Source organism: Rhodococcus sp. NPDC003318 (assembly GCF_042879035.1).
Classification (GTDB): Bacteria; Actinomycetota; Actinomycetes; order Mycobacteriales; family Mycobacteriaceae; genus Rhodococcus_G.
Window position 1 is genome coordinate 52,356 of record NZ_JBIAOU010000015.1, and the last position, 21,819, is coordinate 74,174.

General features: G+C 69.7%; 20 protein-coding genes. 14 read left to right on the forward strand and 6 right to left on the reverse strand.

What is annotated here, in order from left to right:
• Positions 1-22: 22 nt before the first annotated feature.
• Entirely contained in the window at positions 23-469 is a 447-nt protein-coding gene (locus ACFYVR_RS20560; RefSeq protein WP_387476569.1) for an acyl-CoA thioesterase, read from the forward strand.
• Between the two features lie 353 nt (positions 470-822).
• Here ACFYVR_RS20560 and ACFYVR_RS20565 read toward each other — a convergent pair whose 3' ends face one another.
• Positions 823-1,857, reverse strand: a complete 1,035-nt coding sequence (locus ACFYVR_RS20565; RefSeq protein WP_387476571.1) for a phosphotransferase family protein — start codon at positions 1,855-1,857, stop codon at positions 823-825.
• Between the two features lie 279 nt (positions 1,858-2,136).
• Between ACFYVR_RS20565 and ACFYVR_RS20570 the strand changes: the two genes are divergently transcribed.
• The 6 genes from ACFYVR_RS20570 to ACFYVR_RS20595 all read left to right on the forward strand — a co-directional run bounded on the left by ACFYVR_RS20570 (position 2,137) and on the right by ACFYVR_RS20595 (position 9,408).
• Complete coding sequence (locus tag ACFYVR_RS20570) at positions 2,137-3,048, forward strand: dioxygenase (protein ID WP_387476573.1); 912 nt, start codon at positions 2,137-2,139, stop codon at positions 3,046-3,048.
• Between the two features lie 164 nt (positions 3,049-3,212).
• Entirely contained in the window at positions 3,213-4,613 is a 1,401-nt protein-coding gene (locus tag ACFYVR_RS20575; RefSeq protein ID WP_387476575.1) for a cytochrome P450, read from the forward strand.
• A 112-nt stretch (positions 4,614-4,725) separates the two neighbouring features.
• Positions 4,726-5,814, forward strand: a complete 1,089-nt coding sequence (pdhA, locus tag ACFYVR_RS20580) for a pyruvate dehydrogenase (acetyl-transferring) E1 component subunit alpha (protein WP_387476577.1) — start codon at positions 4,726-4,728, stop codon at positions 5,812-5,814.
• Complete coding sequence (locus ACFYVR_RS20585) at positions 5,811-6,788, forward strand: alpha-ketoacid dehydrogenase subunit beta (RefSeq protein ID WP_387476579.1); 978 nt, start codon at positions 5,811-5,813, stop codon at positions 6,786-6,788. Before pdhA ends, ACFYVR_RS20585 begins: the two co-directional genes overlap by 4 nt.
• A gap of 13 nt (positions 6,789-6,801) precedes the next feature.
• Positions 6,802-8,130: a dihydrolipoamide acetyltransferase family protein gene (locus tag ACFYVR_RS20590; protein ID WP_387476581.1), complete on the forward strand. Its 1,329-nt coding sequence runs from the start codon at positions 6,802-6,804 to the stop codon at positions 8,128-8,130.
• 51 nt (positions 8,131-8,181) lie between these two features.
• Positions 8,182-9,408: an MFS transporter gene (locus tag ACFYVR_RS20595; protein ID WP_387476583.1), complete on the forward strand. Its 1,227-nt coding sequence runs from the start codon at positions 8,182-8,184 to the stop codon at positions 9,406-9,408.
• Between the two features lie 65 nt (positions 9,409-9,473).
• Here the strand turns inward: ACFYVR_RS20595 and ACFYVR_RS20600 are convergent, their stop codons facing one another.
• The 3 genes from ACFYVR_RS20600 to ACFYVR_RS20610 are packed head-to-tail and all read right to left on the reverse strand — an operon-like array spanning position 9,474 to position 12,345.
• Positions 9,474-10,904 (reverse strand): NAD(P)(+) transhydrogenase (Re/Si-specific) subunit beta, encoded by a 1,431-nt coding sequence (locus ACFYVR_RS20600; RefSeq protein WP_387476585.1) that lies wholly within the window; start codon positions 10,902-10,904, stop codon positions 9,474-9,476.
• Positions 10,904-11,230 carry an NAD(P) transhydrogenase subunit alpha gene (locus tag ACFYVR_RS20605; RefSeq protein ID WP_387476587.1) on the reverse strand — a complete coding sequence of 109 codons (327 nt, stop codon included), beginning with the start codon at positions 11,228-11,230 and terminating at the stop codon, positions 10,904-10,906. Before ACFYVR_RS20605 ends, ACFYVR_RS20600 begins: the two co-directional genes overlap by 1 nt.
• Positions 11,230-12,345 (reverse strand): Re/Si-specific NAD(P)(+) transhydrogenase subunit alpha, encoded by a 1,116-nt coding sequence (locus tag ACFYVR_RS20610; protein ID WP_387476682.1) that lies wholly within the window; start codon positions 12,343-12,345, stop codon positions 11,230-11,232. The genes ACFYVR_RS20605 and ACFYVR_RS20610 overlap by 1 nt, the downstream gene beginning before the upstream one ends.
• A gap of 322 nt (positions 12,346-12,667) precedes the next feature.
• On the opposite strand from ACFYVR_RS20610, the gene ACFYVR_RS20615 reads away from it, so the two are divergent.
• From ACFYVR_RS20615 to ACFYVR_RS20625, 3 genes are all read left to right on the forward strand, one after another.
• The gene (locus ACFYVR_RS20615; protein WP_387476589.1) at positions 12,668-13,081 is read left to right on the forward strand and encodes a DUF488 domain-containing protein; all 414 of its coding nucleotides are present in this window, start codon (positions 12,668-12,670) and stop codon (positions 13,079-13,081) included.
• A 198-nt stretch (positions 13,082-13,279) separates the two neighbouring features.
• The gene (locus tag ACFYVR_RS20620) at positions 13,280-14,116 is read left to right on the forward strand and encodes a maleylpyruvate isomerase family mycothiol-dependent enzyme (protein WP_387476591.1); all 837 of its coding nucleotides are present in this window, start codon (positions 13,280-13,282) and stop codon (positions 14,114-14,116) included.
• Between the two features lie 57 nt (positions 14,117-14,173).
• The gene (locus ACFYVR_RS20625; RefSeq protein ID WP_387476593.1) at positions 14,174-14,830 is read left to right on the forward strand and encodes a Type 1 glutamine amidotransferase-like domain-containing protein; all 657 of its coding nucleotides are present in this window, start codon (positions 14,174-14,176) and stop codon (positions 14,828-14,830) included.
• Here the strand turns inward: ACFYVR_RS20625 and ACFYVR_RS20630 are convergent, their stop codons facing one another.
• Both ACFYVR_RS20630 and ACFYVR_RS20635 read right to left on the reverse strand, forming a co-directional pair.
• Positions 14,831-15,154 (reverse strand): hypothetical protein, encoded by a 324-nt coding sequence (locus tag ACFYVR_RS20630; protein WP_387476595.1) that lies wholly within the window; start codon positions 15,152-15,154, stop codon positions 14,831-14,833. It abuts the gene before it with no gap.
• Positions 15,155-15,326: 172 nt separating this feature from the next.
• Complete coding sequence (locus ACFYVR_RS20635) at positions 15,327-15,647, reverse strand: hypothetical protein (RefSeq protein ID WP_387476597.1); 321 nt, start codon at positions 15,645-15,647, stop codon at positions 15,327-15,329.
• 330 nt (positions 15,648-15,977) lie between these two features.
• On the opposite strand from ACFYVR_RS20635, the gene ACFYVR_RS20640 reads away from it, so the two are divergent.
• The 4 genes from ACFYVR_RS20640 to ACFYVR_RS20655 are packed head-to-tail and all read left to right on the forward strand — an operon-like array spanning position 15,978 to position 21,796.
• Entirely contained in the window at positions 15,978-17,444 is a 1,467-nt protein-coding gene (locus ACFYVR_RS20640; protein ID WP_387476599.1) for a wax ester/triacylglycerol synthase domain-containing protein, read from the forward strand.
• A gap of 13 nt (positions 17,445-17,457) precedes the next feature.
• On the forward strand, positions 17,458-19,770 hold the full coding sequence (locus tag ACFYVR_RS20645) for a glycerol-3-phosphate 1-O-acyltransferase (protein ID WP_387476601.1): 2,313 nt from the start codon (positions 17,458-17,460) through the stop codon (positions 19,768-19,770).
• On the forward strand, positions 19,767-21,200 hold the full coding sequence (locus ACFYVR_RS20650; RefSeq protein ID WP_387476603.1) for an HAD-IB family hydrolase: 1,434 nt from the start codon (positions 19,767-19,769) through the stop codon (positions 21,198-21,200). Before ACFYVR_RS20645 ends, ACFYVR_RS20650 begins: the two co-directional genes overlap by 4 nt.
• A 44-nt stretch (positions 21,201-21,244) precedes the next feature.
• Positions 21,245-21,796 (forward strand): DUF4232 domain-containing protein, encoded by a 552-nt coding sequence (locus tag ACFYVR_RS20655; RefSeq protein ID WP_387476604.1) that lies wholly within the window; start codon positions 21,245-21,247, stop codon positions 21,794-21,796.
• Positions 21,797-21,819: the final 23 nt, after the last annotated feature.

The window sequence follows — 21,819 nt, forward strand, 5'->3', positions numbered from 1 at the left end:
CACCCGCGATAGGGTCACCCTCGTGACCGCCGACGCGCCCACCCCGACCGCAGCCGACTACCCCGTCCTGTGGCCGGTGCCGACGCGGTGGGCGGACAACGACCACTACGGGCACGTGAACAACGTGACCTACTACTCGTACTTCGACACCGCGGTGAACGCCTTCCTGATCGCCGAATCCGGCGTCGACATCCGCGACCTGCCCGCGATCGGAGTCGTCGCGGAGACGTCGTGCAGCTACCGCAGCGAGCTGAGCTTCCCGGACAAGTTGCGCGTCGGCCTGTCCGTCGAACGCCTAGGGACCAGCTCGATCACCTACTCGCTGGCCATCTTCCGCGAGTCCGGAGAGGTTCTGCAGCTGGCAGCGACGGGCCGCTTCGTGCACGTGTACGTGGACGCGCAGTCCCGCCGTCCGGTGTCGATTCCGGACGAGATCCGCGGCGCCGTCGCCCGCCTCGTCCGACCCTGAGCCACGAGAGCCGCCGCAGGTTCGGCGGACACGCCGAACGCCCGCTCCGGGCACGGAGCGGGCGTTCGGATGCAGTTGTGCGTACGCGCGGGCACACGTTCCCGGATGCGGGACCCGCCCGCTCGGCGTGTCTCTCGATTCCCTTCGCCGACAAGGGAATCAGGAGAAATACCCTAGCGATGATCGCTTCCATGGTGACTCCTTCGGTGCTGTGTTACCGGTAGCCGTGTCGGCTGCCGAGGCAGTGTGCACCGTCGCACCCTCCACCGCCGGCGTTTCGAACACCAATTTTGCAAGAGCCGAATGGACACGAATCGGCAACGATCTTGACGGAGTTCTGCTAATTGCGCCGTTCAGCGCAGTCCCGCGTCGCGGGCCGTGGCCATCGCCCGCTCGACGATGTCGTCGATGTTCTTCAGCGACGGACCGCCGGTCTCCGCGGTGTTGCGCGGGTCCTCCAAGGTCCGGCGCAGCACGCCTTCCGCGATGATCGCGAGCTTCCAGAGCGACAGCGCGTGCCAGAACCCGAGCGCCGCCGGATCGCGCCCGGTCTCGGTGAAATAGACCTCCGCGAGTTCGTCGCGGGTGGGGAAGCCGTCGACCGTCGACGCCACGAAGGGCCCGGCCACCTCGTCGTCGGCCTGGGCCCAGTACCCGAGCAGCGCGCCCACGTCGGCGAGCGGGTCACCGAGGGTCGACAGCTCCCAGTCCACGACGGCGATCACACTGCCGTCCTCGCGCGAGGTGATGACGTTGCTCAGGTGAAAATCGCCGTGCACCAACGTGGTTTCCCGCTGCTGCGGAATCGATCGGGTGAGCAGGGCGGTCAACTCGTCGATCGCCGGAACCTCCCGCGTCCTCGACTTCTCCCACTGCCCGGTCCATCGCTTCAGCTGACGTTCCGCGAACGGCGACCGGCTGGCCAGGTCGTCGAGGCCGGCGAGTTCGAGATCGACGCGGTGAATGCTGGCCAGCGCCTTCGGCATCGACAGCCCGGTGGCGCGGCGCAACGCGGGCGTCAGTTGCTTGGCCACGCCGATGCTGTCGACCACGATGCCGTCGACGTTGCTCATGAGCATGAGCGGCGCATCGGTGACGGACGGATCCTCGCTCAGGGCAAGCGCTTTCGGAACGGGAACCCCCGTGCCCTGCAGGGCCGAGATGATCCGGTACTCCCGGGCGACGTCGTGTGCGGACGCGAGCAGATGCCCGAGCGGCGGCCGGCGCAGCACCCAGCTCGACCCGCTGGAATCGGTGACCCGGTAGGTCAGGTTGGACTGGCCGTTTCCGATTCGCCGGAACGACAGCGGCGCCAGGGCACCGACCCCGAGATTCGCGATCCAGGCGGTCACCGCCCGCTCGTCCAGTCCCACCACAACGTTGCTCATGCGATCGCTCCCTTCGAGGTGGCGCCCGCGTCCCGGTTCGGGCGAGGCGGCTTCGACGGCCGTGCACCGCCTGGTCCTGCCACGATGCTAGTGCTCGGGAGGGCCGCACAGCGAGAGATTCCCCGGCGCGGTGCGGGCACCCTTGACGCGTCCGGCTCGCCGAAGGACGGTGGACTCCGCGGCGAGCATCTCCGGGCGGTCGAGCCGACCGCACCAGCCCTCCGGACTGCGCGCGGTACGTGCAGGCGAGACCCCGGTTCTGTGAAAGGAATTCACGCCATGACCACCACCCCCGCCACCACCGAGGTCTCCCCCGAACAACGGGCACTCGAGGACGACCTGGTCGCCAGGGTCGTCGCCTCGTTCGAGAACACGCCCGATCCCCGACTGCGGCAGGTCGTGCAGTCGCTGACGCGGCACCGGCACGCGTTCATCCGGGACGTGCGGCTGACGGAGGCCGAGTGGAACACCGCCATCGAATTCCTCACCGCCGTCGGCCACGTCACCGACGACAAGCGGCAGGAATTCGTGCTGCTCTCCGACGTTCTCGGTGCGTCGATGCAGACCATCGCGGTCGACAACCAGGCGTATCAGGGGGCGACCGACGCGACGGTGTTCGGCCCGTTCTTCGTCGAGGACGCCCCACGGATCGAGCTCGGCGGCGACATCGCGGGCGGTGCCACCGGCCAGCCGTGCTGGGTGGAGGGCACCGTCACCGACACCGACGGCAATCCCGTCGCCGATGCCCGGATGTCAGGACGCGCTGCCGCCCGTGATCGGCGACGCGACGGCGTCGAACTCGAGGCTCGCCTCCGCCGGATCGCCACCGGGCGGGTCGTAGGTGAACGCCACGGAATAGTGCCCGGGTTCGTCGATCGGCGTGACCACCGTGGCGACGCCGAGGGTGAGCGGCATCGTCACGACACGACTGTCACCGTCCGGTTCGGTGACGGTCGCTTCGACGGGCGTCGTCGCGTCCGCGCCGACGGGTACCGGACCGACCGAGACCCCCAGCGTGACCAGGTTGTTCGCGTACACCGTCCCGATCGGGGGAACGACGGTGATCTGGTACGCCGTTGCCGCGACGGCGGGTGGCGCCGCCACGAGTGCCACGGCCCCCACCAGGGCTCCCGCTGCCGAACATCCTCGAACGAACCTCATGGGCAGTCCTCCTGCTCTTCTGTCGGGTGAGGTCAGGGTAGGGCGGCGCACCCCGACCGGGCGGCGCCGAAACGAAACCGATGCATCACAGATCGGGCACAGACATTCCGCGGACGGTGCGGGAGAATCGACGTGCGACCCAGAACCGCAGTGCAGCCAGAACCGCCGTGTATCAGGGAATCGAAGTGAATCCGATGACCACCACGCTCCCGCGTTCGAGCCTCCCGCACCCGCCGCACCGTCTGCCTGTCCTCGGTGACGTGCTCACCGCCGACCCGAGCCGCCCGGCGCAGCACCTCACCGAACTCGCGGCAACGCTCGGTCCGATATTCGACACCCGGATCTTCCGCAGACACCTGACCGTGGTGTCCGGCACCGACCTGTATGCGGACCTGTGCGACGACAGGCGCTTCGGCAAACACATCGGATTCAGCATCGCGTTCGCGCGGGAGGTGGTGGGTGACGCGCTGTTCTCCGCGTACACCACCGAACCGAACTGGGTTCGCGCGCACAACATTCTGCAACCGGCGTTCTCGCTGTCGGCGATGAAGAACTATCACGACACGATGCTGCGGACGGCCCGGCAGCTGATCGCCTACTGGGATTCCGAGTCCCGGACCGGACCGGTGGACGTGCACACCGGCACCAGCAAGATGACGCTGCAGACCATCGGACTGATCGGCTTCGGCCACGACTTCCACTCGTTCGATCGAGCGGATCCGGACCCGTACGCGGCCGCCGTCATGCGCGGCTTCGCCTACATGGGGCGCAGCGCGTACCGCCTGCCCATACGCTGGCTCGACCGCGTCGTCCACCACCGCACGATCACCCGGGTCGAGGACGACATCGCGTACACGCGACGGGTCGTCGACGACGTCATCCGCGCTCGCAAGCAGGATCCCGAGAACGCCCCCGACGACGACCTGCTCGCGTTGATGCTGACCAACCCCGACCCCGAGTCCGGCCGCCTGCTCGGCGACGCGAACGTCCGAAACCAGGTGCTCACGTTCCTCAACGCCGGACACGAGACCACCGCGGGCGCCCTGTCCTTCGCTCTGTACCAGCTGGCCACCCATCCCACCGTCGCGGACCGCGCCCGCACCGAGATCCAGGCCCTCTGGCCCGCCGGAACCGATCCCGACCCGGCGTTCTCCGACGTCCACCGGCTGCGGTACCTGCGGCGCGCGCTGGACGAGTCGCTGCGCCTGTGGCCGATCGCGCCCGCCTTCTTCCGGGAACCCCTGCGCGACACCCTGCTCGGCGGGCGTTACCACCTGCCCGCGGGACAACCGGTGCTGGCGTTGACGATGGCCGTTCACCGCGACCCGGTGTGGGGGCCCGACCCGACGGCCTTCGACCCGGACCGGTTCCTTCCGGAGAACTCCCGCACCCGCCCGCCCGGGGTGTACAAGCCGTTCGGCACCGGTCTGCGGCAGTGCATCGGACGGCAACTGGCCCTGCACGAATCGGTGCTCGCCCTCGCCCTGATCCTGCACCGGTTCGACCTCGAACCCGTGTCCGGCGACCGGCTCGAGGTCGCCGAGGAGTTCACCCTCAAACCGGTGAACCTCCGCCTGCGACTGCACCGCCGCTGACACCCGGGTGCCTCTTGCGTCCCCGCCGTAAAGGGGGATCCTTGTGGAAGAGGGCACAGTGCGCCGGCCCGGTCCCACAAGGATCCCCCGGCGCTCGCACGAGGAGGTCCCGGTGACCGACACACAGGTCTACCCGGTCCAGCTCGTCCAACCGGACGGCAGGCGGGTGCACGGCGCACGATATGCGGATGTCGTTGCGGACGTCGATCCGCACACGCTCCGAGGACTGTACGAGGACATGGTCGTGGTCCGGCGGATCGACGCCGAGGCCACGGCACTGCAGCGGCAGGGACAGCTCGGGATCTGGGCTCCGTGCGTCGGCCAGGAGGCGGCGCAGGTCGGCTCGGCGCGGGCACTGCACGCCGACGACTTCGTCTTCACCAGCTACCGCGAGCACGGAGTCGCGTACTGCCGCGGCGTCGACCCCGCGCAGTGGCCCCGGCTGTGGCGCGGGGTCGCGCTGTCGTGCTGGGATCCGGACGAACTGGCGCTGACCAACCCCGCGATCGTCGTCGGTGCACAGGGACTGCACGCCACCGGCTACGCGCTCGGCGCGCATCTCGACGGCGCGGAGATCGCCACCGTCGCGTACTTCGGGGACGGCGCGACCAGTCAGGGCGATCTCGCGGAGGCACTGGGCTTCGCGTCCAGCTGGGGTGCCGGGGTGGTGTTCTTCTGCCAGAACAACCACTGGGCGATCAGCGAGCCGGTCCAGCTGCAGAGCCCGACACCGCTGGCGCGGAAGGCATCCGGGTACGGAATAGCATCGCTCCAGGTCGACGGGAACGACGTGCTCGCGGTCCTCGCCGTCACCCGGATCGCGGCCCGGCGGGCGCGCGAGGGCGGCGGCCCCAGTTTCGTCGAGGCGCTGACGTACCGGATGGGTCCGCACACCACATCGGACGACCCGACCCGCTACCGCACCGGCGCCGACCTGCAGCCCTGGCAGGCCCGGGACCCGATCGACCGGCTCCGGCGCCTGCTCGAACGCGAGGACGCGTGGGACGACCGGTTCCCGGCCGCGGTGCAGGAGAAGGCGGAGGACGCCGCCGCCGCGTTCCGGGCGGGCACCCTCGCCCTGCCGGATCCGCCGCCGCTGACCGTCTTCGAACACGTGTACAGCGGCTCCCACCCCCTCATCGACGAGGAGCGTCAGCGCTACGCCGACTACCTGCGCTCGTTCGAGGAGGCGCGGTCATGACCGTCATGACCCTCGCCGGCGCGATCAACGCCGGCCTGCGCCGCGCCCTCGAACGCGATCCCAAGGTGGTGCTGATGGGCGAGGACATCGGCGCCCTCGGCGGCGTCTTCCGCGTCACCGACACCCTGCAGAAGGACTTCGGCGGCGCCCGCGTCATCGACACGCCGCTCGCCGAATCCGGCATCATCGGAACGGCTTTCGGCCTCGCACTGCGCGGCTACCGCCCGGTCTGCGAGATCCAGTTCGACGGTTTCGTGTACCCCGCCTTCGACCAGATCGTCTCGCAGGTCGCGAAGATCCACTACCGCACCGAGGGCAAGGTCCGGGCGCCGATGACCATCCGGGTCCCGTTCGGCGGCGGAATCGGTGCGGTGGAACACCATTCGGAATCCCCCGAGGCCTACTTCGCGCACACCCCCGGACTGCGGGTGGTCACACCGTCGAGCCCCGCCGAGGCGTACACGATGATCCAGCAGGCGATAGCCGACGACGACCCGGTGGTGTTCTTCGAACCGAAACGGCGCTACTGGGATCGCGCAGACGTGCAACCCGACGCGCCGCCCGACCTCGACCTGTACCGCGCCCGAATCGTGCGGTCCGGCTCGGACGCCACCGTCGTCGCCTACGGGCCGATGGTCGCCACCGCACTCGCGGCCGCGGCCCAGGCGGAGACCGAGGGGCACTCACTCGAGGTGGTCGACCTGCGGTCGCTGTCGCCCGTCGACTTCGACGCGGTCGAGGAGTCGGTCCGGCGCACCGGGCGGCTCGTCGTCGTGCACGAGGCCCCGGTGTTCGCCGGGCTCGGCGCGGAGATCGCGGCGCGCATCACCGAACGCTGCTTCTACCAACTGGAGTCGCCGGTCCTGCGCGTCGGCGGGTTCGCGACCCCGTATCCCCCTGCGAAGCTCGAGAAGCACTACCTCCCCGACCCGGATCGGATCCTCGACGCCGTCGACCGCGCGCTCGCCGCCTGAACGGGAGCGCGCGGTGACGGGGACACAGGGTTCGGGGACACAGGGTTCGGGGACCCACGAGTTCCTGCTGCCCGACCTGGGTGAGGGCCTGACCGACGCCGAACTGGTGTCCTGGACGGTCGCCGTCGGCGACGTCGTCGCGCTCAACCAGGTGATCGCGGAGGTCGAGACCGCGAAGGCCGCGGTGCAACTGCCGTCCCCGTTCGCGGGGACGGTACTGGCCCTGCTCGCCGAACCCGGCGACACCGTCCCGGTCGGGGCGCCCCTGATCCGCATCGGCGATCCGGACGCCCAGCCGGACACCACCGTGACCACCGACACCCCGGTGACCACCGACACCAAGACGGACACCGACACCAAGACGGACACCTTCGTCGAGGCGGAGATCGATACCGCTGCCCCGCACCAGGCTTCGGTGCTCGTCGGCTACGGACCCTCCGCGCCGACCGCGAGCAGGCGGGTGGGTGCCGCGGATCGGTCGACCACCGACCCGCAGCCCCGCGCGGGAGCGCGGCCCGACGCGAAGCCCGCCGCACGCCGGCTGGCCCGGGAGCTCGATGTCGACCTGGACTCCGTGGTGGGCAGCGGTTCTCGCGGCACGATCACGGTGACCGATGTCGAGTCGGCCGCATCGGCGCCCTCGGGGGCACCGGGCGCGTCCGGCCGTGAGACTCGCATCCCGATCCGCGGGGTACGCAAGCGGACCGCGGCGGCGATGGTCCGCAGCGCGTTCACCGCTCCCCAGGCCACGGTGCTGACGACCGTCGACGTCACCGCGTCGGTGGAGTTGCTCGACCGGCTGCGCGCGACAACGCTCTTCGACCCCCCACTGACGCCACTGCACCTGATCGCGCGGGCGTTGCTCGTGGCGCTGCGGTCCCACCCCGATCTGAACGCGAGTTGGGACGAGGCGCGGCAGGAGATCGTCGTCAAGCACTACGTGAATCTCGGGATAGCGGTCGCCACCGACCGCGGGCTGTTGGTGCCGGCGATCCGCGGCGCGCAGGCACTGTCCCTGCCGGATCTCGCCGGCGCGATCGACGCCGCGGTCGGCGCCGCCCGTGCGGGCACCGCGACTCCGGCCGACCTGACGGGTGGGACGATCACGATCACCAACGTCGGGGTGTTCGGGGTGGACACGGGGACCCCGATCGTGACGCCGGGCGAGGCGGCGATCCTGTGTCTCGGCGCGATCGAGCGGCGCCCGTGGGTGGTCGACGACACGGTGGTCCCTCGCTGGGTGACGACGCTGGGGCTCTCGTTCGACCATCGCGTGGTCGACGGCGAACAGGCGTCGCGCTTCCTCACCTCGGTCGCCGCCGGCTTCGCCACCTGTGCGTGACGTCGGTGGCCGGGGCTACCGGGGGCGCGCACAGGCGGCGGAGTCGCCATAATGGGGCCAGTGCCGTATTCGACGCTCGATCCCAGCCGTCTGCGTCGCGCCCGCGCCGCGGTGTTCGGCATCTTCGCTGTCAACGGGTTTCTGCTCGCGGCCTGGGTCGTGCACATCCCGCCGATCTCCGAGCGCACCGGGATCAGCCATGCGACCCTCGGGTGGCTGCTGTTGGTCCTCGCCGGCGCCGCGCTGCTCGGCATGCAGATGGCCGGACCGCTCGCCGATCGGTGGGGCAGCCGACGCATGGTCGGCGCGGCGGGTCTGCTGCTGTCCGCGGGCGTGATCGGGCCCGGTCTCGCCACCGACGCCCCAACGCTGGCGGCGGCACTGGCGGTGTTCGGCCTCGGCAACGGCGCGCTGGACGTGTCGATGAACTCGCAGGCTGTCCACGTCGAACGGGCCTATCGACGGCCGATCATGTCCGCGTTCCACGCCCTGTTCTCGCTCGGCGGCGTGGCCGGGTCGCTGCTCGGGGCGGCGACGCTCGCGGCCGGATGGAGCCCGCTGACCGCGCTGTCCGGGGCGGCGGCCGTCGCGCTGGTGGTGGTCCTGCTGTGCCTGCCGATGCTGCTCGGGCGACCGCCCCAACCGCCGACCCGAGAGGCGACCGCCACCGCCGCGCCCGCACCACCGCCCCGCCGCCGTGCCGCCACCGGCAAGGTCCTCGCGCTCGGCGCGATCGCGTTCGCGCTGTTCCTCGCCGAGGGCGCCGCCAACGACTGGAGCACCCTGCAGGTCGAGGAGCACCTGGGCACCTCGGAGTCGACGGCGGCGCTGGCCTTCGGCTCGTTCGCGGTGATGATGACGGTGGGCCGTTTCACCGCGGACCGGGTCGCCGCCGCGTTCGGTCCGGTCGCCGTGGTCCGCTGCGGCACGCTGCTCGCGGCGGCCGGGTTGGCGACGGTGATGGCGTCGGGCTGGGTGTGGCTCACCCTCACCGGCTGGGCGCTGTTCGGACTCGGCCTGTCCGGCTGCATCCCGCAGATCTTCACCGCGGCGGGCAACCTCAGCGGCGGCTCACCGGGTGTGACCATGTCGCGGGTGGTGGGTATGGGGTATCTGGGACTGCTGGCCGGGCCCGCGTTGCTCGGCTGGCTGACCGGTCTGATGCCGCTGACGGCGACGCTGATCGTCCCGCTGGTGTTCGTGCTGCTCGCGGCGCGATTCGCCGGCCAGGTACGTCCGGCGCCCCACAAGGCTGAAGGTGCCCTTCGTGCGGCCTGACCGCACGAAGGGCACCTTCAGCCCGAGCCGGGGGGACGATCTGGACGACCCCGAGGTCTGACGCTCTACAGCGCCTTGAGTTCCTCGGTGACCTCGCCGACCATCTTCTTCGCGTCACCGAACAGCATCGACGTCTGGTCCGCGGTGAACAGCGGGTTGTCGATACCGGCGTAGCCGGAGGACATGGACCGCTTGAGCACGATCACCGACCTGGACTGGTCGACGTTGAGGATCGGCATCCCGTAGATCGGCGACGACGAGTCCTGCCGCGCCGCGGGGTTGGTGACGTCGTTGGCACCGATGACGATGGTGACATCGGTGCGAGCGAACTCGCCGTTGATGTCGTCCATCTCCTTCATCGCGTCGTACTCGACGTCGGCCTCGGCGAGCAGCACGTTCATGTGCCCGGGCATGCGGCCGGCGACCGGGTGGATCGCGTACTTGACCTCGACGCCGCGCTCCTCGAGCATGCTGGCCATCTCCTTGACCGCGTGCTGCGCCTGCGCCACCGCCAGGCCGTAACCGGGGACGACGATGACCTGGTTCGCGTACGCCATCTGGATCGCCGCGTCCGAGGCGGACGTCGCCTTCACGGTGCCACCGGCACCGCCCACGACCGCGCCGCCGGCGTCACCGCCGCCGAACGAGCCGAACACGATCGCCGGAATGGACCGGTTCATCGCCTTGGCCATCAGGTTCGTCAGGATCGAACCCGACGCACCGACGATCATGCCGGCGACGATCATCGCCTGGTTGTTCAGCGCCAGACCCGCCGCCGCCGCGGACAGACCGGTCAGCGCGTTGAGCAGCGAGATCACGACGGGCATGTCCGCGCCGCCGATCGGCAGGACCACGAACAGGCCCATCAGTCCGGCGACGATCAGCAGACCCACGATCCAGATCGCCGACGTCGGCTCGTTGCTCGGGTCGGCCTGGACGCCGATGTAGACCGCGATCGCGATCGCCGCGATCGCCAGGACGATGTTCGCCAGCTGGAACAGCTTCGCCGACGCGACGACCTTCTTCTCGACGTTCTTGTTCAGCAGTTCCTGCAGCTTGGAGAACGCGACCAGCGAACCCCAGAACGACACCGATCCGATGATTGCCGCGAACAGCGACCCCACGACCACGGGCACCGTCGGGGTGTCCGACAGGGTGGTGAACCCGTCCGAGTCGAGGAACTCCGCCCACGCGATCAACGCGACGGTGCCGCCACCGACACCGTTGAACAGCGCCACCAGCTGCGGCATCGCGGTCATCTTCGTCTTGAGCGCCGGCGGCACACCGAGCACCACACCGACGATCAGGCCGGCGGCGATGAGGATCCAGTTGTCCGTCTCGCGGATGTCGATCAGCACCGCGACGACGGCGACGAGCATGCCGACCGCGGCGATGTAGTTGCCGCGCACCGCGGTCTTCGGGCCGGTCAGGCCCATCAGACCGTAGATGAACATCGAGAACGCGACGATGTACAGGATCGAAACGAGGTAGCCCATCAGGCGTCAGCCCCCTTCTTCACGGCAGGAGCATCCTTCTTGGGCTTGAACATCGACAGCATCCGGTCCGTCACCACGAACCCGCCGACCACGTTCAGCGTGCCGAACACCAGGGCGACGAACAGGATCACCTTGATCGACCACGGCGCGTCACCGGGCAGGTGACCGAGCACCACCAGCGCGCCGAGCACCACGATGCCGTGAATGGCGTTCGTGCCCGACATCAGCGGGGTGTGCAGGGTGTTCGGGACCTTCGAGATCACGGCGAAACCCACGAACCCGGCCAGGACCAGGATCGCGATGTTCGCAAGCAGTTCGGTGTACATCAGGGCTTCGCCTCCGCACGGGTGACGCACGCGGCGGCGAGGATCTCGTCCGAGAAGTCGGGGGCGAGGGCCCCGTTGTCGTCGAGCATCAACTCGATCACCGCCTGCAGGTTCTTCGAATACAGCTCCGACGAGTGCTCGGGCATCGTCGCGGGCAGGTTCAGCGGCGAGCAGATGGTGACGCCGTGCTTGACGACCGTCTGTCCGGGCTCGGTGAGCTCGCAGTTGCCGCCGGTCTCCCCGGCCAGGTCGACGACGACGCTGCCGGGCCGCATGCCCTGCACCGCGGCGGCGGTCACCAGACGCGGCGCCGGACGTCCCGGGACCAGCGCGGTGGTGATCACCACGTCGAAGCCCTTGATCGCGTTCTCGAGCGCCTGCTGCTGCTGCGCGCGTTCGGCCTCGGTCAGCTCGCGGGCGTACCCGCCCTCACCGGCCGCGTCGATGCCCAGGTCGAGCCACTGCGCGCCGACCGAGCGCACCTGGTCGGCGACCTCCGGACGCACGTCGTAGCCGGTGGTGCGGCCACCGAGACGCTTCGCCGTGGCGAGCGCCTGCAGACCGGCGACACCCACGCCGAGCACCAGCACCGTCGCGGGCTTGACCGTGCCGGCCGCGGTGGTCAGCATCGGGAAGAACCGCGTCGACTCCGACGCCGCCACCACCACCGACTTGTACCCCGACACGTTCGCCTGCGACGACAACGCGTCCATCACCTGCGCCCGCGAGATCCGCGGAATCGCCTCGACGGCGAACGCCTGTACGCCCGCTGCCTTCAGCGCCGCGATCCCGTCCGGGTTGGTCCGCGGAGCCAGGAACCCGATCAGCACCTGACCGGCCCTCAACTTCGCCGTCTCGGCATCGGTGGGCGGTGCGACCTTGACCACCACGTCGGCCGGCCACGGATCACCGATCGTCGCGCCCGCCTCCTTGTACAACTCGTCGGGGATCAATGCGGCCGTACCGGCACCGGGCTCGACGATCACGTCGATACCCTTCCCGGTCAACGCCGTCACGACCTTCGGCACAAGCGCAACCCGACGTTCGCCGTCGTTCGTCTCCCGAACGACACCGATCGTCGGGCGCGCCTGCGGCGTGCTCTGCGATGTGTCCACTGTCATTACTTCCTGCGTTCGATGGTGAGAGAATCAAGTCGGATGGCGACCCCCCCGTGCGACGAGCGGACGAGTGGTCCGGCGGCACGAAGTAGCCAATGTTAGCCATCGTTACGGTTCCTGAGGTGCGCAGAATCCCACGAATTGGGCACTGAATCGAATCCGATCACGGACAACGCGGACACCGGACCAGCCAATTGTGACAGCGGTCACACGAGACCCGGGCGCGTCACCCCCTCATGGACATCCGTCCTGCTCCGTACGCGTTCGGGGAGAAGCCGTCCAACCTAGACTGGTCGTGAGCGAACTCCTCGGAGGTGCCATGACCAACAGGATCACGCCGACCAGCCGAACCGCCCCGACGAGCAGGACCACGCCGCGCGTCACGGTCGAGCGGGTGTACGACCACCCGGAACCCGAGCAGGGTGCGGTGCGGGTTTTCGTGGACCGCATGTGGCCGCGAGGCGTCCGCAAGGACGACTTCCACTACGACGACTGGGCCAAGGACCTCGCGCCGTCCACCGAGTTGAGGCGCTGGTACAGCCACGACACCGCGCACTTCCGCGAGTTCCGGGCCCGGTATCGCGCCGAACTCGAGTCGGACGAGGGACGTGAGGCGATCGCGCGGGTCACCGACCTCGCCGACGGGCACTCGCTGGTGTTGCTGACCGCGACCCGCGACCTCGAGCACAGCCACGCCGACGTGCTGGCCGAATTCATCCTGGAAGACCGGTGACCGCCGACTCCGCCGCTGACGATCCGGCTTCCGCTGACGATCTGGGTGGCGACCCCGTGTGCTGGCTGGACCGGGTGTGTCCGGACTGCGGCGCGTTCCTGCCCGACGGCCCCGACCACGGGTGCCCGCGCTGTGCGGACGCGCCCGAAACACCGATGGTCGCGTCGCCCGGGAGCGACCGCGCCTAATGTGTCCCCAATGAGCGACGCGCGGACGCCCACGCTGCTCGACAAGGGACCCCTCGCCGCGGCCCTGATCGAGCAGTGGGCCACCATCGACTCCGTCCTGGACGGGTTGACGCCCGACCAGTGGGCGGCTGCGTCCCCCCTGCCCGGCTGGTCGGTTCACGACGTCGTCGCACATCTGATCGGGACCGAGTCGATGCTCGCCGGTGTCGAGCCGCCGGTCGCGGCGGACGCGGTGCCCGCCGCCGCGCACGTCCACAATCCGATCGGCGCCTACAACGAACGGTGGATCGTCGGACTGCGTGACCTGTCCCCCGAGCAGATGCTCGCGCGGTACCGGGACATCACGTCGCGACGCGCCGCCGCACTCGACGCGATGACGCAGGACGACTTCGACGCGCCCGCGATGACCCCGGTGGGGCCGGACAGCTACGGCCGCTTCATGCGGACCCGCCTGTTCGACTGCTGGTTCCACGAGCACGACATCCGTGACGCCGTCGGGTTGCCGGGCGACGAGGGCGGCGTCCGCGGGGAGTACGCGATCGCCGAACTGCTTCCGGGTCTCGGGTTCGCGGTCGGGAAGAAGGGCGGCGCACCGCAGGGGTCGTCGGTGACGTTCGCGCTGTCGGGTCCGCTGGCACGCGACATCCACGTCGCGGTCGAGGGCCGCGCCGCGGTGGTCCCGCAACTGCCCCGACCGGCGACGGCGACTCTCACGCTCGATTCGCGGCTGTTCACCCGCCTGTGCGGAGGACGGGTTGCCGGTGCCGACCGGCTCGCGGAGATCACCGTCACCGGCGACGTCGAGTTCGGCCGCCGGATCGCGACGAATCTGGGGTTCACCATCTGATGCGACTGACCGTCTGATGCGGCGAACCCTCACCGGTTCGGCCGGCACGGCACCCTGATGCGCTTGTTTCTCGCCTCGTACCGGTTCGGCGCGGACCCCGACCGGCTGGTGCGGCTGGTAGGCCGGCCGGGCCGGGTCGCGGTGATCGCCAACGCGGCGGACGCGTGGGACACCAACACCGCCGGCAGCGCCCGGGACTCGGCCGTCGTGTCCGATCTCGTTCCGCTGCGCAGGCTCGGCTTCGATCCGCACGAGGTGGACCTGAGGAGGTTCGTCGACGCGCCGGAGTTGCTGCGGGAGGAACTCCGTGGATACGACATGGTGTGGGTGCGCGGCGGCAACACCTTCGTCCTGCGCGCGCAGTTCGCACGGTCCGGCGCCGACGTCGTGCTGACCGGCCTGCTGCTGGAGGACGCCCTCGTCTACGCCGGATACAGCGCGGGCGCCTGCGTGATGGCACCGAGCCTGCGGGGCCTCGAGCTCGTCGACGACCCGGCCGAGGTGGAACCCACGTGCGGGGTGCCGGTCATCTGGGAGGGGCTGGGCCTGATCGACGAGGCGATCGTTCCGCACTATCGGTCTCCCGGGTACGACCCGTCGGAGTCCGCGTTGATCGAGCGGATCGTCGAACGCTACCGACGCGACGGCACACGACATCGGGCCCTCACCGACGACGATGTCATCGTGGTCGGTGAGGGCCCGGGAGCGTCGTGATCAGCCGAAGACGGCCATGCGGTCCGGCAGCAGCGCCGGCAACAGCGACTGCCTGCGGGGCGCCTTGAGCCTGCGCCGCGACACCTCGTCCGCCCCGGCCAGCAGAGCGTCGACGAGCAGTTCCGGATCGCTTCGCCAGGCCGCGACGATCGCGACGAGCGCCTCGTCGGTGAACAGGCCGCTGTCGGACAGTGCTTCCTGCCACTCGGCCATTTCGCCGTCACGCACTCGATCGATCGCGTGCACGTCGATCTCCCCACCGTCCCATTCACAGAACAGCACCGCGCTGACCAGCTCTTTTGTCGGAGATGCCAGATCGTTCATGGTGCCGGTCCCTTCGTCTGAGACGAGTTCGTGTGCGTGTGTAACACTGCGGTGCCCTGGAGCGATTGGAGCCAAACCTAGCGGGGAATCGTCGCGGTGGCGAGGATGCACAACGACAATTCGGTAACAGAGTGGCCAGTGGGACTCGTGTGACAAACGGTACGACGAGCGGTCAGCCGAACGCCGACACCTGACCCGGCGCCGCGGGCAGCGCCGCCACGCGAGGAGCCCGGAACCGTCGGCGGGTGACCTCGTCGGCACCGTCGAGCAGGGCGTCGACGAGCAGTTCGGGGTCCGCACGCCAGGCCAGTTCGAGGCCTCGGACCGCGGATGCGGTCAGCAGTCCGGAATCGGCGACGGCCTGCACCCAGTCGTCGAACTCCCCGGACCGGATCGCGTCCACGGCCGTGGCGTCGACGGTGGCGAGGTCGTCGAACTCGTAGGCGAAAATCGCGCGAATCACACCGTCGACTCCGGCGGGCACACCGCTCATGGGTCACTCCTTCACCCGTGCCACGCGTACAGCCTGGCAGCTACGGGGGTGTCCGTCGTTCGAAGGACATCCACGCTCGACGTGTAACGCTTTGGCGGTGTCGAGCGATGCGGCCGAATCTAGACCCTCTAGCGGGAAGTTTGTATAGCTAGCGTAAAAACTTTGCGTGAACCGATATGTGTGTTATCACACATTGACGCGGCCGAAATCGGCGTCTTCTCGCGACGCGACACGAGCACGGCGCGGTGCCCGAAACACCCCCAACCCCACCGTCCCGGGTACAGACTTGAAGCCATACCGCGGGCCGATGGACTACCGAGGGAGTGCGGCATGAGCGACGGCGAACCGCTGATCCCACCGAGCGCGGTCGACGTCGACCTGTCCGGTGTCGCCCAGGGCTGGAACCGCACCATGTCGGACCTCGAGGCGGGCATGTGGCGGATGGAGGAGGCCCAGCCCCGCCTCCGCTCCCCCATCGTCGCCGTCGACGTCCTCGACGAACCACCGGACTGGGACCGGCTCGTCCGCGCGCACGAGTGGGCCTCGCACATCGTTCCCCGCATCCGGATGCGGGCCGTCGAACCCGTCTTCGGACTCGGCAATCCGGTCTGGTCGGTCGATCCGGAGTTCGACCTCGACTACCACCTGCGACGCGTGCGACTGCCCGATCCGGCCACGTTCGACCACGCGCTGCGGATCTGTCGCCACCTCGCGACCGAACCGTTCGACAAGGCGCGTCCGCCGTGGACCGCACTGCTGATCGACGGCCTCGCCGACGGCCGCGCCGTGTACGTCGTCAAGACGCACCACAGCATGACCGACGGCATGGGCGGCATCGGGTTGATGACGCTGCTGCACAGCCGTCGCCGCGAGCCGACCCCGAACAAACCGGATCGCCTACCCGCGGCCCCCGAGAACCTGAACACCGTCACGGCGTTCGGCGAGGAGGTCGTCACCCAGCTGCGCCGGGCGCCGGGACTCGTCGGGAACCTGATCGGCGGCGCCCTGCGCACGGCCACCGCGGCGGTCGCGGACCCACTCGGCGCGGCCGGCGAGGTGCTCGGGTACGCGAACTCGCTGCGCCGGGTCGTCACCCCGCCGCCCGCGAGCGGTTCGCCGCTGCTGCGCGACCGCGGCCTGGGGCGGTGGTTCGGCGTCCTCGAGGTCGGGCTCACCGAACTCAAGACCGCCGCCCGCGCGGCCGGCGGCTCGCTCAACGACGCGTACATCGCCGCCCTGCTCGGAGGTTTCGCCCGGTACCAGCGCGCACTCGGGCAGGACCCGTGCCCCGTGCCGATGGGCATGCCGGTCAACATGCGGACCGCGTCGGACCCGTCGGGGGGCAACCGGTTCACGGCCGTGCGGTTCGTCGGCCCGGCCACCGTGACCGATCCGGTGGAACGGATCGCGAAGGTCCGGGCGATCGTCCTGGGATTGCGGGAGGAACCCGCGCTGGACGCGCTCGACCTGGCGGCGCCGGTCCTGTCGCGGTTGCCGACGTGGCTGCTCGCGAACTGGTACCTCTCCCAGGCCGAGGGGCTCGACCTGCAGGCCAGCAACGTCGCGGGTGTCCCCGTCCCGGTCTACCTGGCGGGGGCGCGGATCGAGCGCATGTTCCCGTTCGGCCCGGTACCCGGCTGCGCGGTGATGGCGACGCTGGTCTCCCACGTCGGTGTCTGCTGCATCGGAGTCAACATCGACACCGCGGCGGTCACCGAACCGGCACTGTTCATGGAATGCCTGCGCAAGGGCCTCGACGAGATCGTGGCCTTGGGAGCGACAGCAAGCCCACGATGACGGAGGTTTCGCGATGACGGGAAACGGCCAGCGTCCCCGGGTGTACCTGACGGAGGCGATGACCGAAACCGAGTCCGGCGTGCTGCACACCTGGTTGGGGTTGCAGGTGAGCGGCTCGTCGGTTCCGGCCACGGCGGTGACGATCACGGACCAGGCGCTGGACGAGCTGACCAGACGCGAGGACGATCCGCTGCTCACACCGGTGCGGGTGGTGTGGCTGCCGCGGGACCCCCACGAGCCGGGCGCGCAGCGACTGCGTGAGGCGCTGTCCCCGCGCGATCCGCTGCATCCCGGGCGCAGCGCCCAGCGGCGGATGCTGCGCAACGATCCGGCGCGCTGCCGCGTCATCGAGGGCGAACCGGCCCCGCTCAGCGACCTCGAACGCCGGCTCGCCGACACCGGCGGTGGGTCCCTGCCGGACTTCATCCGCAGGCAGGCGGCACTCGCGCTGGAACGGGCGGAGCGGACGCTGCTCGGCGACCAGTACAAGGTGTCGCGGTTCGTCGTCGACGAGATCACCGACAGTCACCGCTACCGCGAGGGCGTGCGGCAGCTCGCCGTCGATCAGTCGCTCGGTGTCTCGGAAGTCGACGAACGTGCCCGGGAGGCACTCGACGAGCTGGTCGCCACGCAGAGCCGGCGGGCGATCGCGCTGTGGGACCGCTTGGGCCGCTACTTCTCCCGCGCCTATCGCCTCGACGTCGACTCCGCACGGTTCGACGAACTGCGCGAGCTGAACCGGCGGCACTCACTGGTCTTCCTCCCCGGTCACCGCTCGTACCTCGACCCGCTGGTGCTGCGACCGGCGTTGCTCGCCAACGACCTTCCGCTCAACCACGTCATGGGCGGTCTGAACATCAACTTCTGGCCCATCGGCCCGATCGGCAAACGCAGCGGCACCGTGTTCATCCGTCGCAAGTTCGGCGACGACGAGGTGTACAAGTGGACGCTGCGCGAGTACATGCGCTACCTGGTCACCAAGCGGTTCAACCTCGAGTGGTACCTCGAGGGCGGCCGCAGCCGCACCGGCAAACTGCGTCCGCCGCGGTTCGGGTTGCTGACCTACCTGGCGCAGGCGTTCCACGCCTCGGGCGCCTCCGACGTGTACCTGGTTCCGGTGTCGCTGATCTACGACCAGCTCTACGAGGTCAAGGCGATGGCCGCCGAGGCGCACGGCGCGGTGAAGCAGAAGGAGGGCTTCCGCTGGATGGTCGGTTACGTCCGGGCGCAGGGTGAACGCAACGGTGTCGCGCACGTGACGATCGGCAGGCCACTGTCGCTGGCACAGGCACTAGCGCAGGAGTCCGATCAGCGACGCGCGATCCAGAAGACGGCGTTCGAGGTCTGCCACCGGATCAACGAGGTCACCCCGATCACCGCCTCGTCGCTGGTGTTGCTCCCGTTCCTCGGCATCGAGGACCGCGCACTGACCGTGTACGAGCTCGAGAAGATCATGACCCCGCTGATCGAGTACATCCTCGCGCGCGACCTGCCGACCGCGGGCGATGTGGACCTGACGAATCCGCAGGTGATCCGCAAGGCGCTGCAGACGCACCTCGACTCCGGTGCGTTGACCCGATACGCCGACGGCGACGAACCGGTGTACTACCTCGGCTCCGATCAACACCTCGTCGCGGCGTTCTACCGCAACAACAGCATTCACTTCCTCGTCGCCCGCGCCATCGCCGAACTGGTGATCCAGGGCGCGGTCGACAACCCGCCGGACGACCTGGTGACGTCGGGTTGGGAGGACGCGAAACGCATCCGGGACGTGCTCAAGTTCGAGTTCTTCTTCCCCGACAAGGTCACTTTCGAGAAGCAGATGCGCGACGAGCTGACGTTGATCCGGCCCGGTTGGGAGAACGACCTCGACGACCCGGACCATGCGGCGAAGATGCTGCACGCGGTCCGGCCGTTCCTCGCGCACCGTGTGCTGCAACCGTTCCTGGAAGCGTACGAGGTGGTGGCGGACCAGTTGACGTCGACGCCGGTGTCGAAGCCGTTCGACGAGAAGGCGTTCGTCACGGAGTGTCTCGGGATCGCGCGACAGCGCCGGCTTCGGCAGCAGATCGCGAGCAGCGAGTCGATCTCCGCCGAACTGTTCGGCACCGCGCTGGCGCTGGCCCGCAATCGCGGACTGGTCGAGCCGGCGCCGACCTCGCCGCCGGCGTCCTGGGAGGACGGCGTCGTCGAGCGGCGCGCCCGGTTCGCCGCCGAGATCCGCACCCTCGTCGACCGGGTGCGGCGGATCCGGGCGCTCGCACACACCCGCCTGGACCAGTTGTCCCAGCCTGCAGTCGTCGAGCCGGAGGGACCACCGCGATGAGCTCGCTCGAAACCCTGCTCGACACGATCGCCGACGCCCCGCCGGGGCCGGGGACCGTCGCCGCGTTCGACCTCGACGGCACCCTCATCGCCGGCTACTCGGCGTCGGTCGTGTACCGGAACCGGCTGCGCACCATGGATATCGGACTCGGCGAGTTGCTGCGCACCACCGGAGCAGTGCTCGACACCCGGTTCCGCGGTGCCGATGTGGGCGGGCTGATGGACGTCGCGGTGCGCGGACTGGCCGGTCGGCTGGACGACGATCTCGCCGAGTGGGGGCTGCGGCTGTTCCGGCAGGAGATCGCGGGAATGATCTACCGCGACGCCCGCACCATCCTCGCCGCCCACCGCCGCGCCGGGCACACGGTGGTGATGGCGACGTCCGCGACGCCCTATCAGGCGCAGTACGTGGCCGACGACCTCGACATCGCGGACGTGCTGTGCACCAAACCCGAAGTACACGACGGCATGCTCACCGGCGCCCTGGCCTCGCCGCCGCTGTGGGGCGCACAGAAGGCGAAGGCACTGCGCGAGTATGTCGACGGTCGCGGCTCGGACCTGTCCGACGCGTTCGCGTACTCCAATGGTGCCGAGGACATTCCGATGCTCGAATCGGTCGGACGGCCCGTCGCGTTGAACCCGGACCGCGCGCTGACCCGCGAAGCCCGGCAGCGCGGCTGGCCGGTGGTGCGCCTGAGCCGGCCCCGACGCGGCCCGACGCCGGTGTCCACGGTCCGTACCGCGACCGCGATCGGCGCACTGATGTCGACGGCCGCGGTCGGAGTCGGGATCGGACTCGTGACCCGGAGCCGGCAGACCGCCGCGAACGTCGTCGGCACCTTCGGCCCCGACGTCGCGCTGACGATCTGCGGCATCGACGTCGAGGTGCGCGGTCGCGAGAACGCGTGGAGCCGACGCCCCGCCGTCTTCATGTTCAACCACCAGAGCTCGCTCGACGTCCTGGTGCTGGGCAACGTGATTCGCCGCGACGTGACCGGCGTCGCGAAGCAGGAGGCCGCACACGATCCGCGGTTCGCCCCGGTCGGCGCGCTGCTCGACGTGGCGTACATCGACCGGTCGAACACGACGCAAGCGAAGGCAGCGCTGGCCCCGGCCGTCGAGAAGCTGACGTCGGGAACCTCCATCGCGATCGCCCCGGAGGGCACCCGCTCCCCCACCCCGCGGATCGGTCGGTTCAAGAAAGGTGGATTCCATCTGGCCCTGCAGGCGCAGGTGCCGATCGTCCCGATCGTCATCCACGACGCCGGCGAGCTGATGTGGCGCAATTCCCTTGTCGCACATGCCGGCACGGTGCACGTCGACGTCCTCGAGCCCGTGTCGACGGAGGGGTGGTCCGCCGGGACCCTGGACCAGCACGTGCGGGACGTCCGAGCACTGTTCGAGGACCGCCTGCGTCAGGGTTTCGAGTGAGGGGGTCCCGGGTGAGGTACCGGGTCTGCACTGCCATCGGCGCGGTGACCGCGGCCGTCCTCACCGGCTGCGGCACGGAGGAGCCCCACCTCGGCGGCGCCGTGCCGGCCACACCCTCCATCGCGGCTCCCGGCCTGTCCGGCGGCACCGCCGCGGCCGGAACGACGGGACCCGCACCGGACCCCTGCACCGCGTCGGACCTGTCGGTGACCGACACCAGGACGGACGAGTCGGCCGGGTCGGTGACGATCCCGCTGCGGTTCGTCAACACCGGCGAACGCGCCTGCAGCCTGCACGGGTTCCCCGGGGTCTCCTACGTGACCGCGAAGGACGGCACCGAGGTCGGCGCCGCCGCCACCCACTCCGGCGACATCGGCGAACCGGTCACGCTTGCGCCGGGCGGCCGCGCCACCGTGACGGTCCGGGCCGCGCAAGTGGTGAACTACACACCGGCGCAATGCGAACCGACCCCTGTCGCGGGGCTGCGGATCTATCCGCCCAACGACTCCCAGGCACTGTACGTGGCACATGCGGGCACCGGGTGCGCGCGACCGGAGGTCGAACAGTTGCAGGTGACCGCGGTGGACGCCCAGTGAGAGTTCACCACGCAGCGAAAGGT

What these genes read in the sequence shown, in the direction of transcription:
- ACFYVR_RS20635 (WP_387476597.1), bottom strand. Translation starts at nt 15,647, where the DNA reads ATGAGCGGTGTGCCCGCCGGAGTCGACGGTGTGATTCGCGCGATTTTC.
- ACFYVR_RS20645 (WP_387476601.1), top strand. Translation starts at nt 17,458, where the DNA reads ATGACGGGAAACGGCCAGCGTCCCCGGGTGTACCTGACGGAGGCGATG.
- ACFYVR_RS20625 (WP_387476593.1), top strand. Translation starts at nt 14,174, where the DNA reads ATGCGCTTGTTTCTCGCCTCGTACCGGTTCGGCGCGGACCCCGACCGG.
- ACFYVR_RS20565 (WP_387476571.1), bottom strand. Translation starts at nt 1,857, where the DNA reads ATGAGCAACGTTGTGGTGGGACTGGACGAGCGGGCGGTGACCGCCTGG.
- ACFYVR_RS20640 (WP_387476599.1), top strand. Translation starts at nt 15,978, where the DNA reads ATGAGCGACGGCGAACCGCTGATCCCACCGAGCGCGGTCGACGTCGAC.
- ACFYVR_RS20585 (WP_387476579.1), top strand. Translation starts at nt 5,811, where the DNA reads ATGACCGTCATGACCCTCGCCGGCGCGATCAACGCCGGCCTGCGCCGC.
- ACFYVR_RS20605 (WP_387476587.1), bottom strand. Translation starts at nt 11,230, where the DNA reads ATGTACACCGAACTGCTTGCGAACATCGCGATCCTGGTCCTGGCCGGG.
- ACFYVR_RS20650 (WP_387476603.1), top strand. Translation starts at nt 19,767, where the DNA reads ATGAGCTCGCTCGAAACCCTGCTCGACACGATCGCCGACGCCCCGCCG.
- ACFYVR_RS20575 (WP_387476575.1), top strand. Translation starts at nt 3,213, where the DNA reads ATGACCACCACGCTCCCGCGTTCGAGCCTCCCGCACCCGCCGCACCGT.
- ACFYVR_RS20615 (WP_387476589.1), top strand. Translation starts at nt 12,668, where the DNA reads ATGACCAACAGGATCACGCCGACCAGCCGAACCGCCCCGACGAGCAGG.
- ACFYVR_RS20630 (WP_387476595.1), bottom strand. Translation starts at nt 15,154, where the DNA reads ATGAACGATCTGGCATCTCCGACAAAAGAGCTGGTCAGCGCGGTGCTG.
- ACFYVR_RS20600 (WP_387476585.1), bottom strand. Translation starts at nt 10,904, where the DNA reads ATGGGCTACCTCGTTTCGATCCTGTACATCGTCGCGTTCTCGATGTTC.
- ACFYVR_RS20620 (WP_387476591.1), top strand. Translation starts at nt 13,280, where the DNA reads ATGAGCGACGCGCGGACGCCCACGCTGCTCGACAAGGGACCCCTCGCC.
- ACFYVR_RS20570 (WP_387476573.1), top strand. Translation starts at nt 2,137, where the DNA reads ATGACCACCACCCCCGCCACCACCGAGGTCTCCCCCGAACAACGGGCA.
- ACFYVR_RS20595 (WP_387476583.1), top strand. Translation starts at nt 8,182, where the DNA reads ATGGGGCCAGTGCCGTATTCGACGCTCGATCCCAGCCGTCTGCGTCGC.